15 protein-coding genes are annotated in these 13,130 nt (G+C 50.9%); 1 reads left to right on the forward strand and 14 read right to left on the reverse strand.

What is annotated here, in order from left to right; genetic code table 11:
- Window positions 1-41 precede the first annotated feature (41 nt).
- The 6 genes from A7098_RS01585 to yggS form a co-directional block, all read right to left on the reverse strand.
- A complete protein-coding gene (locus tag A7098_RS01585; protein ID WP_105280226.1) occupies window positions 42-1,028 on the reverse strand; it encodes a TRAP transporter substrate-binding protein in 987 nt (328 codons plus the stop codon).
- Between the two features lie 313 nt (window positions 1,029-1,341).
- A complete protein-coding gene (hemW, locus tag A7098_RS01590; RefSeq protein ID WP_105280227.1) occupies window positions 1,342-2,478 on the reverse strand; it encodes a radical SAM family heme chaperone HemW in 1,137 nt (378 codons plus the stop codon).
- Entirely contained in the window at window positions 2,471-3,064 is a 594-nt protein-coding gene (locus tag A7098_RS01595; protein WP_032226195.1) for an XTP/dITP diphosphatase, read from the reverse strand. The genes hemW and A7098_RS01595 overlap by 8 nt, the downstream gene beginning before the upstream one ends.
- Window positions 3,065-3,071: 7 nt before the next feature.
- Window positions 3,072-3,362, reverse strand: coding sequence for a DUF167 family protein YggU (gene yggU / locus A7098_RS01600; RefSeq protein ID WP_001277222.1), 291 nt, complete (start codon window positions 3,360-3,362; stop codon window positions 3,072-3,074).
- Complete coding sequence (yggT, locus tag A7098_RS01605) at window positions 3,359-3,925, reverse strand: osmotic shock tolerance protein YggT (protein WP_105280228.1); 567 nt, start codon at window positions 3,923-3,925, stop codon at window positions 3,359-3,361. Before yggT ends, yggU begins: the two co-directional genes overlap by 4 nt.
- Window positions 3,926-3,942: 17 nt before the next feature.
- Window positions 3,943-4,647 (reverse strand): pyridoxal phosphate homeostasis protein, encoded by a 705-nt coding sequence (gene yggS, locus A7098_RS01610; RefSeq protein ID WP_010347747.1) that lies wholly within the window; start codon window positions 4,645-4,647, stop codon window positions 3,943-3,945.
- A 17-nt stretch (window positions 4,648-4,664) separates the two neighbouring features.
- Here yggS and A7098_RS01615 point away from each other — a divergent pair, with 17 nt between their 5' ends.
- Window positions 4,665-5,645 (forward strand): PilT/PilU family type 4a pilus ATPase, encoded by a 981-nt coding sequence (locus A7098_RS01615; RefSeq protein WP_071995194.1) that lies wholly within the window; start codon window positions 4,665-4,667, stop codon window positions 5,643-5,645.
- A 208-nt stretch (window positions 5,646-5,853) separates the two neighbouring features.
- Here the strand turns inward: A7098_RS01615 and ruvX are convergent, their stop codons facing one another.
- The 8 genes from ruvX to metK form a co-directional block, all read right to left on the reverse strand.
- Window positions 5,854-6,270: a Holliday junction resolvase RuvX gene (ruvX, locus tag A7098_RS01620; protein WP_032226193.1), complete on the reverse strand. Its 417-nt coding sequence runs from the start codon at window positions 6,268-6,270 to the stop codon at window positions 5,854-5,856.
- Window positions 6,270-6,833, reverse strand: coding sequence for a YqgE/AlgH family protein (locus tag A7098_RS01625; RefSeq protein WP_010347742.1), 564 nt, complete (start codon window positions 6,831-6,833; stop codon window positions 6,270-6,272). Before A7098_RS01625 ends, ruvX begins: the two co-directional genes overlap by 1 nt.
- 108 nt (window positions 6,834-6,941) lie before the next feature.
- Window positions 6,942-7,892, reverse strand: a complete 951-nt coding sequence (gene gshB / locus A7098_RS01630; RefSeq protein WP_000593253.1) for a glutathione synthase — start codon at window positions 7,890-7,892, stop codon at window positions 6,942-6,944.
- Between the two features lie 12 nt (window positions 7,893-7,904).
- A complete protein-coding gene (gene rsmE, locus A7098_RS01635; RefSeq protein ID WP_010350368.1) occupies window positions 7,905-8,636 on the reverse strand; it encodes a 16S rRNA (uracil(1498)-N(3))-methyltransferase in 732 nt (243 codons plus the stop codon).
- A 79-nt stretch (window positions 8,637-8,715) separates the two neighbouring features.
- Entirely contained in the window at window positions 8,716-9,423 is a 708-nt protein-coding gene (endA, locus tag A7098_RS01640; RefSeq protein ID WP_000286195.1) for a deoxyribonuclease I, read from the reverse strand.
- Between the two features lie 94 nt (window positions 9,424-9,517).
- Window positions 9,518-10,015, reverse strand: coding sequence for a SprT family zinc-dependent metalloprotease (locus A7098_RS01645; RefSeq protein WP_000858393.1), 498 nt, complete (start codon window positions 10,013-10,015; stop codon window positions 9,518-9,520).
- Between the two features lie 76 nt (window positions 10,016-10,091).
- Window positions 10,092-11,486 carry a galactose/proton symporter gene (galP, locus tag A7098_RS01650; protein ID WP_001112301.1) on the reverse strand — a complete coding sequence of 465 codons (1,395 nt, stop codon included), beginning with the start codon at window positions 11,484-11,486 and terminating at the stop codon, window positions 10,092-10,094.
- Between the two features lie 483 nt (window positions 11,487-11,969).
- On the reverse strand, window positions 11,970-13,124 hold the full coding sequence (gene metK, locus A7098_RS01655) for a methionine adenosyltransferase (RefSeq protein WP_001062128.1): 1,155 nt from the start codon (window positions 13,122-13,124) through the stop codon (window positions 11,970-11,972).
- Window positions 13,125-13,130: the final 6 nt, after the last annotated feature.

Genomic DNA, 13,130 nt, shown 5'->3' on the forward strand with positions numbered 1-13,130 from the left:
AAGCATCCTGGAAAATCAGGGCCAGAGACTGGCCCGGAATATTATTGAGCAGCGTTGTCGAATTTTTCTAACAAGGCAGCTTGTTTTGGATCTTTTTTAAAGTCGTCAAACAGGGGTTGCACGGCTTTACGGAATGGTGCTTTATCCACTTTTACAATTTCACCCCCCATAGCTTTCGCCTGAGCACGTGTGTCAGCGTCAATTTTTTCCCACAATTTTTGTTGATAAGCTTCGGATTTCTTCGCCGCTGTTTCGAGGATTTGTTGCTGTTCTGGGGTTAATTTACTCCATGTTTTGGTGGAGATAACCAAAAAATCAGGAATTGAGGCGTGTTCATCTTCAGAAAAGACTTTGGCAATTTCAATATGTCGAGTCTGCACCCATGAAGGCACGTTATTTTCTGCGCCATCTACTACACCTTGCTGCATCGCAGTATAAACTTCGCCAAATGAAATTGGAGTGGGTGAACCACCCATCAGTTCAATCATTTTGATGGTGGTCGGACTTGGTTGAACACGAATTTTCAGTCCTTTAAGATCTTCTGGCTTAGTAATCGGTTTTTTCGCATAGAAACTGCGAGTACCCGCTACATAAGCTGATAAAGCAAAAAAGCCTTTATCTTTTGTTGAATCCATAATTTCTTTACCAACTTCACCAAAAACGACTTTGTTGAAGTGCGCCTGATCTTTAAATAAGAACGGCAAATTATAGATGGCATAAATATTATCAAAAGATTCCAGATCGCTGGCGGAACCTTTGGTCATATCCAGTGCGCCATTTTGCAACAACTCCATAGTTTCTCGCGCATTACCCATCTGGCTACTGGGATAAATACGGATCACCATATTACCTTTTGACAGCTGTTTTACCTCTTTCGCAAGCTCTTCAAAACTCTGATGTACAACATGACTTCTTTCCAGGTTGTGTGCTAACTTTAACGTCACTTTTTCTGCGGCGTTTACGCCAGTGCTAACCAGAGCCAGCAAGGATGCGCAGACTAATGAGCGGGTAAATGACCTCATTTTCATAAAAAAACTCCCTGTTGAAGGATGGAAATTGGTTGATATCTAATTGTGCTTATCAGTGCTTTGTGCGACAAATTGGTTAACCTGTCTGACAACTTGTCTATGTTTATCACAACTTGAAATAAAGTCAGAAATTAAATATTAAATTTGTGCGCCAGGTTGTACATGTTTATAATCAATAAATGATGAGTAAATATTCACTACATTTATATAATAAATGTCGTCGATATTTATTCAGTAAGAAATATATTTTTGCCGAAGTTAATTAACGGGGGGATAAAAGAAGTGATTAATGCGCCCGCAGGCGCATTAATGATTACTCAGCGAGGAATAATTCAAGAAGTGAGTTTAAGAATAATTTACCATGCTCGGTTATCTGCCAGTAATCCGCACACTCAGTGAGATAACCCTGAGCGATAGCCTCGTCTAACTGTTGGCGAATCACCTCTTCAGAAAGACCTGTGTACTGGCTAAACTCCACGCGCGGTGCGGCTTCCAGCAAACGGAAGCGATTCATAAAGAACTCGAATGGCTTATCTGCGGTTTCAACATCGCGCTGGCTTTCCAGATACCTTCCCTGCATAAAACCACGCGGATGACGCGTTTTGGTGGTACGCAGAATGCGCCCGTTCGGGAAGCTCACTTTGCCGTGTGCACCGCAGCCGATGCCGATGTAGTCACCAAATCGCCAGTAGTTAAGATTGTGCTGGCACTGATAACCCGGTTTGGCGTAAGCGGAAGTTTCATATTGCTGATAACCCGCTGCGGTTAATAACTGATGCCCCTGTTCGAAAATATCCCACAGCGCGTCGTCGTCCGGCAGTACCGGCGGTCGTGAACCAAACAGCGTATTAGGTTCGATGGTCAGTTGATACCAGGAAAGATGCGGCGGATTCAGTTCAATAGCCTGGCGCAGATCGCCAAGCGCCTCTTCCAGCGATTGATCCGGTAGCCCATGCATTAAATCAAGGTTAAAGCTACGCAGCCCCAGCTCGCTTGCCAGTTTTGCAGCACGCTTCGCTTCTTGCGGGCCATGAATACGTCCCAGCCGTTTCAACTTTTCTTCGCTAAAACTCTGTACCCCAATAGAGATACGATTTACACCGGCACGCTGATAATCAACAAAGCGATCGGCTTCTACCGTACCGGGGTTCGCTTCCATGGTAATTTCTGCATCCGCTGCCAGCGGCAAACGCGCACGCACGCCGTCCAGCAGCGTTTGCATCGCCGGGCCGGAAAGCAGGCTCGGCGTACCACCGCCAATAAAGATTGTCTTTACTTCACGGTTCTGTGCGTAAACGACATCGTTGTCCAGATCGCTAAGCAAATGCTGAACATAATCATCGTGCGGCACTTCCCCTTTCAACGCGTGAGAGTTGAAATCGCAGTACGGGCATTTCTGCACGCACCACGGGATGTGAATGTAAAGACTCAGCGGCGGTAATTTAACCATTACGTAAAGCGTCCAGCAGCAGTTTCAATGCCTGACCACGATGGGAAATGGCACTCTTTTCTTCGCGGGTCAGTTCGGCAGCGGTTTTACCTTCGGAAGGCACAAAGAAAATCGGATCATAACCAAAGCCGCCAGTACCGGCGGGTTCACGGGTAATCACGCCCGGCCAGCTGCCGTGACACACCAGCGGAGTGGGATCTTCCGCGTGACGCAGATACACCAGCACACAGTGGAAGCGAGCCTGACGTTGGTCGTCCGGTACGTCTTTCAGTGTTTCCAGCAGTTTTTGCAGATTCTTTTGATCGGTCGCGTCTTCACCGGAATAACGCGCGGAGTAAATCCCTGGCGCGCCACCCAGCGCATCTACCGCCAGACCGGAGTCGTCGGCAATCGCCGGTAAACCGGTCGCTTTTGCCGCGTGGCGCGCTTTCAGAATCGCGTTTTCGATAAAGGTCAGGCCGGTTTCTTCGGCGGAATCAACGCCAAGCTCCGTTTGAGCCACGATATCAAGACCGAAGTCGCTAAGCAGCGACGCCAGCTCACGCACTTTACCGGCATTGCCGGTTGCGAGGACAACTTTTTGCATAGGATACCTAATTAATTAACGCCGCGATTTCTGGCGGGATTTGTTGCGGATTAATGATTTTAATTTGTTTGTGGCGGCCAAGTTCGCCTTTTTCTATCACCACCTGGCTTTTGGCTACCCGGAATTGCTTACCGAGAAATTTCACCAGATGGCTGTTGGCCTGACCGTCAACCGGCGGCGCGGTAATGGCGACTTTTACCTCGTCGCCATGTAAACCGACAATAGAATCACGGCTGGCTTTTGGCTGAATATAAAGCCGCAAAACCAGACCGTCATCGTTAACTGTTACGGCACTCATAACGCCATCCACAGCCCCGGCAGCAGCATGTTTCCTGTCGCCTGTAATACTTCTGCGACACCCATATTGATGACATACAGCAGCAGAACGAGGATCATCGGCGAGAAATCAATCCCACCCATTGCCGGCAGCAGGCGACGAATTGGATGCAGCAGCGGATCGGCAAGCTGAATCAGCACGTATTCAATCGGGCTACGACCCTGGCTTACCCAGCTCATAATCGCCATCACCAGCAGTACCCAGAAAATCAGCAGGCCGATGGTTTTCAGCAGAATTAATAAACCGGCAATCCAGATGATTGGCAGGAAGGTCACCACTTTAAACAGCACAATGGCTTTGATGAAACTGAGAATATAGGCAACCAGCAGCGAGGCGCTGTCAATGGGTCCCATTGCCGGAATAACGCGGCGCAGTGGCCCGATAATTGGCTGTGTCACTTTCACCACAAACTGTGAGAAAGGGTTATAAAAATCACAATGAGCCCACTGCATCCAGATGCGTAATAACAGCACCATGGTATACAGCTCAATGACCGTTGAAAGCAGGAAAGTCAACGTATTCATGGCGTTCCTTTAATTCCTTATTTTTTAGAGTAATCACGCGCACCAAAGATGGCTGTGCCGATGCGAACCATTGTGCTACCCGCCGCAATGGCGGCTTCCATATCGTCCGACATCCCCAGAGAGAGCGTATCGACATGCGGGTAGCGCGTTTTCAGTCCGGCAAATGCTACAGCCATTTGGCGTGCAACTTCAAACTGCCTTACATATTCTGACTCAGGCGCCGGGATAGCCATCAGCCCGCGCAGGCGTAGACGCGGTAGTTCAGCAACCGCAGCCGCCAGTTCGTCCAGTTCTGCCAGTTGAATCCCGGACTTACTGTTTTCATCACTAATATTAATTTGAATCAGTACGTTAAGAGGGGGGAGTTCTGCCGGTCGCTGGTCGTTCAGGCGGGTAGCGATACGCAAACGGTCGATGGTATGACACCAGTCGAAATGCTCTGCCACCAGGCGGCTTTTATTAGACTGCAACGGGCCAATAAAATGCCATTCTAATCCTGTTACGCCCAGCTCCTGAAAGTGGCGAATTTTATCTACCCCTTCCTGAACGTAGTTTTCACCAAATTGACGCTGCCCGGCGTCGATGGCTTCTGCGATGGCGCTCGCAGGTTTTGTTTTACTGACTGCAAGCAGCGTAATTTCTTCTGGAGAACGGCCGCAACGCGTTGCAGCCGCTGAGATTTTGTCCCGGACCTGTGCCAGGTTATGCGCAATATCGTTCATTTTCCGAGGATCTTAGTATGAATATGGAAGAAATTGTGGCCCTTAGTGTAAAGCATAACGTCTCGGATCTACACCTGTGCAGCGCCTGGCCCGCACGATGGCGCATTCGCGGCAGAATGGAAGCTGCACCGTTTGACGCACCGGACGTGGAAGAGCTACTGCGGGAGTGGCTGGATGACGAGCAGAGGGCGATATTGCTTGAAAATGGTCAGCTTGATTTTGCCGTATCGCTGGCGGAAAACCAGCGGTTGCGCGGCAGTGCGTTCGCCCAACGGCAAGGTATTTCTCTGGCATTACGGTTGTTACCTTCGCACCGTCCACAGCTCGAACAGCTTGGCGCACCACCGGTATTGCCGGAATTGCTTAAGAGCGAGAATGGCCTGATTCTGGTGACGGGAGCGACGGGGAGTGGCAAATCTACCACGCTGGCGGCGATGGTTGGCTATCTCAATCAACATGTCGATGCGCATATTCTGACGCTGGAAGATCCTGTTGAATATCTCTATGCCAGCCAGCGATGTTTGATCCAGCAGCGAGAAATCGGTTTGCACTGTATGACGTTCGCATCGGGATTGCGTGCCGCATTGCGGGAAGATCCCGATGTGATATTGCTCGGAGAGCTGCGTGACAGCGAGACAATACGTCTGGCGCTGACGGCGGCAGAAACCGGGCATCTGGTGCTGGCGACCTTACATACGCGCGGTGCGGCGCAGGCCGTTGAGCGGCTGGTGGATTCATTTCCGGCGCAGGAAAAAGATCCCGTGCGTAATCAACTGGCGGGGAGTTTACGGGCGGTGTTGTCACAAAAGCTGGAAGTGGATAAGCAGGAAGGGCGCGTGGCGCTGTTTGAATTATTGATTAACACGCCAGCGGTGGGGAATTTGATTCGCGAAGGGAAAACCCACCAGTTACCACACGTTATTCAAACCGGGCAACAAGTGGGGATGTTAACTTTTCAGCAGAGTTATCAGCAGCGGGTGGAGGAAGGGCGTTTGTGAGGCGAAATTGGTTGATTAGCTTCGTAAATATGCCTGATTCGCTACGCTTATCAGGCATACAAACGCAGCATCCGGCAATGAACGTCTGATGCGACGCTAACGCGTCTTATCAGACCTACAGCCGTTGCCACATGTAGGCTGGATAAGGCGTTTACGCCGCATCCGGCAAGATGACGGTAATGACAATTCGCCAGGCTTATAAATCGCCTTAATAACCCTGCTCGAAATAACTTTCGAGAATGATAACCGCAGAGGCAGAGTCGACTTTACCTTTGTTGAGTGCCCGGTAACCACCTTGTTCAAAAAGCCCGGAACGCGCTTCTACGGTGCTAAGACGCTCGTCATGTAGCTTTACTTCAATACCGAAACGACCATGAATACGGTTGGCGAATTTACGCGCCCTGGCAGTCAATGGTTGCTCGGTGCCGTCCATATTCAGCGGCAAACCGACGATGATTTCGTCCGGCTGCCATTCTTTCAGTAAACGTTCGATGATGTTCCAGTCCGGCGTACCGTCCTGAGCTTTAACTGCAGGCAAAGGGCGAGCGGTGCCGGTAATACGTTGACCTACCGCCACACCAATGCTTTTAGTGCCGAAATCAAAGGCGAGTAAGGTTCCGCTCATCAGGCGTGCCCCGCCACACCAGGCATAGTGAGAATATCAACACCAATCAGTCTTGCCGCATCGCGCCAGCGGTCGGCAATCGGCGTTTTGAACAGAATATTCAGATCTGCCGGGGCGGTTAGCCAGGCGTTGTCGAGAATCTCTTGTTCCAGCTGGCCTTTATCCCAGGAGGCGTAACCCAACGCCACCAATACGTCAGACGGTTGTTTATCGGTGCCGAGCGTTTCAAGTACATCGCGGGAGGTGGTCATCACCGTGTTGTCTGAAATGCGAATACTGGAAGCAAAATTTGATGGTGGAGTATGCAAAATAAACCCGCGATCTTCAGCTAGCGGGCCACCGAGCATAACCGGTTTGTCCAGACGGATTGATTCATCACGCGGCTCCGGTGTGATCTTCAGCTTTTCCAGAATCCCTTCAATTTTGAGATTTTCCAGTGGCTTATTAATGATAATCCCCATTGCGCCATTGGTATTATGTTCGCAAATGTAGACCACGGAACGACGGAAAATCGGATCCTGGAGAGCAGGCATGGCAATAAGAAAGTGATGCTGTAAATTCATTGTCAGAGGTTCTGTTTCCTGGTTCAAAAAAGCAACAGCGCCCAGTATGCGTGGAAAGAAGGGCGCTGTCACTCAGAGTCTCAACGAGATCCCTCTCGTTAAACTGGGTTATTGCTGCTGTAAACGTGCTTCTATGGCATCCATTAACATTCCGGTGATCGAGACCGGAAACTCTGCTTCAATCTCACGAATACAGGTTGGGCTGGTGACGTTAATTTCAGTCAGACGGTCGCCGATAATATCCAGACCAACAAAAATCAGCCCTTTTTCTTTCAGCGTCGGCCCGACCTGGCGGGCGATTTTCCAGTCACTTTCAGTTAGCGGACGAGGTTCGCCACGACCACCGGCAGCCAGATTGCCACGGGTTTCGCCACCCTGCGGAATACGTGCCAGACAGTACGGCACCGGCTCGCCATCGACGACCAGCACGCGCTTGTCGCCATCTTTAATGGCAGGCAGATAATTCTGCGCCATGCAGTAGCGCGTGCCGTGTTCAGTCAGGGTTTCGGCTATCACGCCGAGGTTCGGATCGCCTTCTTTCACCCGGAAAATAGACGCACCGCCCATACCGTCCAGCGGCTTAAGGATAATGTCGGTGTGTTTTTCCCAGAACGCCTTCAACTGTGCTTTATTGCGCGTGACCAGCGTTTCCGGTGTTAAGTCAGAGAACCAGGCGGTAAACAGTTTTTCGTTACAGTCGCGCAGGCTCTGCGGCTTGTTAACAATCAGCGTACCTTTCTCTTCGGCACGTTCCAGAATGTAAGTGGCGTAGATAAACTCGGTATCAAACGGCGGATCTTTACGCATCAGGATCACGTCGAGATCGGCCAGTGGCAGATCTTGCTCCCCCGTAAACTCGAACCATTTATCGTAGTTTTGTTCAACGCTCAGAGTACGCGTATGAGCACGGGCTTCACCGTTAATCAAATAGAGATCGGCCATCTCCATATAGTGAAGTTCGTAACCACGACGTTGTGCTTCCAGCAACATAGCGAAACTGGAATCTTTCTTGATGTTGATGTTTGCGATGGGGTCCATCACGATGCCGAGCTTGATCATTATTCTTCTCCGTTAGCCCAAATCGCCAAATCGTACTTGTAGCGCGGTAATGGCGGTGAGCGCAGTTGTCTCTGTACGCAAAACGCGAGGTCCCAACAGGATATCAGTAAATTGATAGCGGGCAGTCATGGCAATTTCATCTGCCGATAAACCGCCTTCCGGGCCAATCAGCAGGCGGACGCGTTCAACCGGTAACGGCAACGTATTGATGCTGTTACTGGCGCGCGGGTGAAGATTCAGTTTCAGCCCTTCATCCTGCTCTGCACACCAGGCTTCCAGATCCATCGCTGGACGGATTTCCGGCACCCGGTTACGACCACACTGCTCACAGGCAGCAATTGCAATCTTCTGCCACTGCTGGAGCTTCTTGTTCAGACGTTCGCTATCCAGTTTAACGCCGCAGCGTTCAGAAAAAAGTGGCGTAATGAGGCTTACTCCAAGTTCGATCGATTTCTGGATAGTAAATTCCATTTTTTCACCGCGCGACATCACCTGACCGAGATGAATATGCAACGGGGATTCACGATCGTCGAGCTGACCTTCCAGCACTTTTACTTCGACACTTTTTTTGCTGGCGCTGGTAATTTCTGCGTCAAAGACCTGGTTGCTGCCGTCAAACAATTGCAACGCCTGTCCAGGTCCCATACGCAGCACACGTCCGATATGGTTGGCGGCATCTTCGCAAAGCGCGATGTGAGAGTTGCTGATAAGTGGTTCTGGATGATAAATGCGGGGGATACGCATGGTTAAAAATCCGCGTCGTCTCCCCACGCGGTTGTCCGCGTGGGGTAGGGGTTAACAAAAAGAATCCCGCTAGTGTAGGTTAGCTCTTTCGCGCCTGGCAAGCGCGTTGCACATACGGGTTATGATTGCCTTGCATCTTCGCAATACGTTCGTCGCGCTCGCACTCCCAGTCGGTCACCGGATACATCTTGTTCCAGGCGTTAAAAAGCTGCGTTTGTTGGCGTGAGAGTGTCAGGTTGTACTGGTCACGCATGTAGAAATAAGTTCGTGCAATGATGCCTCGCGTATGAGCGGGTGGTTCAGCCACTTTTTCTTTGAAATCCACCTTCATGGCACACTGCCCGTACTGCCCTTCGCCGCCGTTCCACTGACTATACATAAAATTGCCGCGATCGCCGTTCACTTCGCCTATTGCGGGCTGAAGGTTATGCATATCGCTTTCCATTTTTCGATAAACCGGATCTTTGGCGCAGTTTTTACGTCCACCGTCTTGCCAGCACTGACGCTGGTGACCGAACTGCCAGGCAGGAACCACATGTTCCCACTCTACGCGGCTGGCGCGGTTTTCATTTTTGCGCACCTGGTATCCGCACGACTCCAGATCCACGATGCCTTTTTTACCCTGCCAGTTGATTTTACATCCGCAGTAAAATGTTCCCGGCACATCAGCGTAGACTTTTACCGCTGCTGTTTTCGCCTGGGAAAAACTATTGATGCCTTCGGCCAATGCAGGGCCGGAAAATGCTGCGCTCAGTACCACCGCAGCCACAGACAAATTACGGTACATCACTTACTCCGTGTTAAAACGAGCGAGCAACGTAGCGAAAGTTGTTTTGGTATGCAATCAGCCAGATCAGTAAAATTCCTGATAGTTCTACTGGTTATTGGGCAACCAGTTGTTCACCGCAGTGAACGCAGCGATAGACGGCCTCTCCACGCACCACGCGGTTATGGCGGCGCACGGTAAGCTGATGCTCCTGGCATTTACAGCGGTAAGGGAAGGTGTTGCGGCGCACGGATTGTAGCTCAAACTGATGCGTGCGGCGGGCGGGAACGCCCAGCACGCTTTCCATCATCCACTTCCACTCTTTACCATGCGGCGCCACGCGACCGAAGTGTTTCCAGACCAACAGATGCGCCAGTTCGTGCGGCACCACTTCTTCTATAAAAGCCTCGCTGTTTTCCATCAGCAGCACCGGATTGAGGCGAATTTCATAGCTGTCCAGCCATGCTGTTCCGGCGGATGTACCACGCTGGGTGTACGAAATTTTTGGCTCCGGGTAATTACGCCCCAGCTTCAGGTTGGCCTGGGCGAGTTTTTCCCGCAGGCGACGCATAACGGCCTGTTGGATGGCGATAGGGAGACGGGAAGTTTTCATAGCGGCTGAGGATAAAGCGAAGAAAAGATGACTGCAAGAGGCGGCTTCCTCCGCGACGGGAGGAAGCCTGAGGAGATTAATCGTGAGCGCCGATTTCGCGCAGTTTACGACCTTTCATCAGATTACGTTCAATATGTTCCAGCGAAACGTGTTTGGTTTCCGGCACCAGCCACAGCGTCAGCAGGATAAACAGCACGTTCAGAGCCGCATACACCCAGAAGGTGTTGGCGTTGCCCAGCGTGTTGAGCATGGTCAGGAACGTTGCGCCGACGATCATGTTGGCAATCCAGTTGGTGGCGGTGGAGCAGGTGATGCCAAAATCGCGGCCTTTCAGCGGCTGAATTTCGGAGCACAGTACCCAAATCAGCGGACCGGCGCTCATCGCAAAACCGACAATAAACATCAGCAGCATGGCGATGGCGAAATACTGTGCCGACGGAGAGTGGATACCGATATGCATCATTGTACCCAGCACGCCCATGCCCGCAGCCATGACGAGGAAACCCAGCGTCAGCGTTGGTTTACGTCCCCAGCGGTCAACAAGGCCGATAGCGATAAAGGTGGCGAGTACGTTGGTCAGACCGACAATCACTGTCCCCCACATTTGCTCTGTGGTGTTGGTATAACCCGCCAGTTCGAAGATTTTCGGCGCGTAATACATGATGACGTTCATCCCGGTGAACTGCTGCATCACCTGCAACAGTACGCCAAGGAACACCGCGCGGCGGAAGTTGCTGTTCTCTTTAAACAGCGCCCAGCCACTCTGTTTAACCTGCAAACTTTCACGGATTTCATCCAGTTCACGTTTCGCTTCCGCGCTGGTGTCACGCAGGCGTAGCAGCACGCGTTCGGCATCAACAAAACGGCGTTTGGCGGCAAACCAACGTGGGCTGTCTGGCAGGAAGAAGACACCAATCAGCAGCAAAATTGCCGGGATGATAATCACACCCAGCATCCAGCGCCATGCGCCGGTGTAGCTGAAGGCGGTATCAGAAAGATAAGCACCGAGGATGCCGATGGTAATCATCAGCTGATACATCGAAATCATACTGCCGCGAATTTTTTCCGGTGCAATTTCAGAGAGGTAAAGCGGCGCGGTATAAGAGGCAACACCCACCGCCAGCCCCAGCAGAACGCGGGAAAGAATCAGCACTTCAACGTTCGGCGCAGCCGCAGAAAACAGCGAACCGGCAACAAACAGGATTGCGCCGATCATCAGGCTCTTTTTGCGCCCGAGTTTAAAAGAGAGCCAGCCACTGCCTACCGCACCGACTGCCGCACCAAACATCATGGAGCTTACGACCCATTCTTGCGTGTGCGAGGTTATCTGGAATTCATCTGCAATAAACGGCAATGCGCCAGCAATTACACCGATATCCAGGCCAAAGAGTAATCCCGCCAGAGCGGCAAGGAAGCAGACAAAAAACGTCATTGCCTTGTTTGACCGCCCCTGTTTTTTAGCGTCAGGCATGATGCCCTCCAATATGTTATTTTTTATTGTGAATTAAGATAGGTGAGTACGACGTAAAAAGATGTGAGGCAAATCACATCAGTGTAATCGCTTACACTGACATTTATAGTGATTATAATTTAAGTACATGAAAATAATTGAGTTATATCATCATAGATTAAACGCAGTTACCTGCAATTAAGACTTTACTGAAAAGAAATGTAACAGCTGTGAAAACTGAATAATATAGTGAAAATAGTATAAATATTTTGTTGGTGTGGTGGGTGTAATCGGTTTCAGTAGTGGTGATAATTTGCGGGTAAACGTGTTCAGCAACGGAATGTTGCTATCGTGTAGGCGGCTTTTTGCCGGATGCGGCGTGAACGGCTTATCCAGTCTACATGTAGCGATGGTTGCAGGCCTGATAAGCGTAGCGCATCAGGCATTTCTCTAGAAAAGAAAAGGCCAGCGCGAGGCTGGCCTTTGAAAACTGGTGTTGAAATATTATTTCAGACCGGCAGCATCGCGCAGCAGTTGCGCTTTGTCGGTTTTTTCCCATGGGAAATGTTCGCGACCAAAGTGACCGTATGCTGCGGTTTCTTTGTAGATCGGGTGCAGCAGATCCAGCATCTGAATCAGGCCGTATGGACGCAGGTCGAAGAACTCGCGTACCAGCAGGGTCAGCTGTTCAGAAGGTACTTTCTCAGTACCGAAAGTTTCGACCATGATGGAGGTCGGTTCTGCCACGCCGATCGCGTAGGAAACCTGAATTTCACAACGGTCGGCCAGACCTGCAGCAACGATGTTTTTCGCTACATAACGTGCCGCGTAGGCTGCGGAGCGGTCCACTTTTGATGGATCTTTACCAGAGAACGCACCGCCACCGTGGCGAGCCATGCCGCCGTAGGTATCAACGATGATTTTACGACCAGTCAGACCGCAGTCACCCATCGGGCCGCCGATAACAAAACGTCCGGTCGGGTTGATGAAGAATTTGGTTGCGGAAGTCAGCCATTCAGCGGGCAGAATCGGCTTGATGATCTCTTCCATCACCGCTTCTTGCAGGGATTTCTGGTCGATCTCTTCAGAATGCTGGGTGGAAAGCACTACAGCATCGATGCCGACGATTTTGCCGTCGTCATACTGGAAAGTCACCTGGCTTTTCGCGTCCGGGCGCAGCCACGGCAGAGTGCCGTTTTTACGCACTTCAGCCTGACGCTGTACCAAACGGTGTGCATAGGTGATTGGTGCTGGCATCAGCACGTCGGTTTCATTGGTCGCGTAGCCAAACATCAGACCCTGGTCACCCGCGCCCTGTTCCAGCGGATCGGCACGGTCAACGCCCTGGTTGATGTCAGGAGATTGTTTGCCGATGGCGCTCAGAACCGCACAGGAGTTAGCGTCAAAGCCCATGTCGGAATGCACATAGCCAATTTCGCGAACGGTGTTACGGGTGATCTCTTCGATGTCTACCCAGGCGCTGGTGGTGATTTCACCGCCAACTAAGACCATGCCGGTTTTTACGTAGGTTTCGCAAGCAACGCGTGCTTTCGGATCCTGTTCGAGGATCGCGTCTAAAACAGCATCAGAGATTTGGTCAGCAATTTTGTCAGGATGCCCTTCAGAGACGGACTCGGACGTAAAAAGGTGTTTTGCCATATTTAA

It is taken from the genome of Escherichia sp. MOD1-EC7011, from assembly GCF_002965005.1.
Lineage (GTDB): Bacteria > Pseudomonadota > Gammaproteobacteria > Enterobacterales > Enterobacteriaceae > Escherichia > Escherichia ruysiae.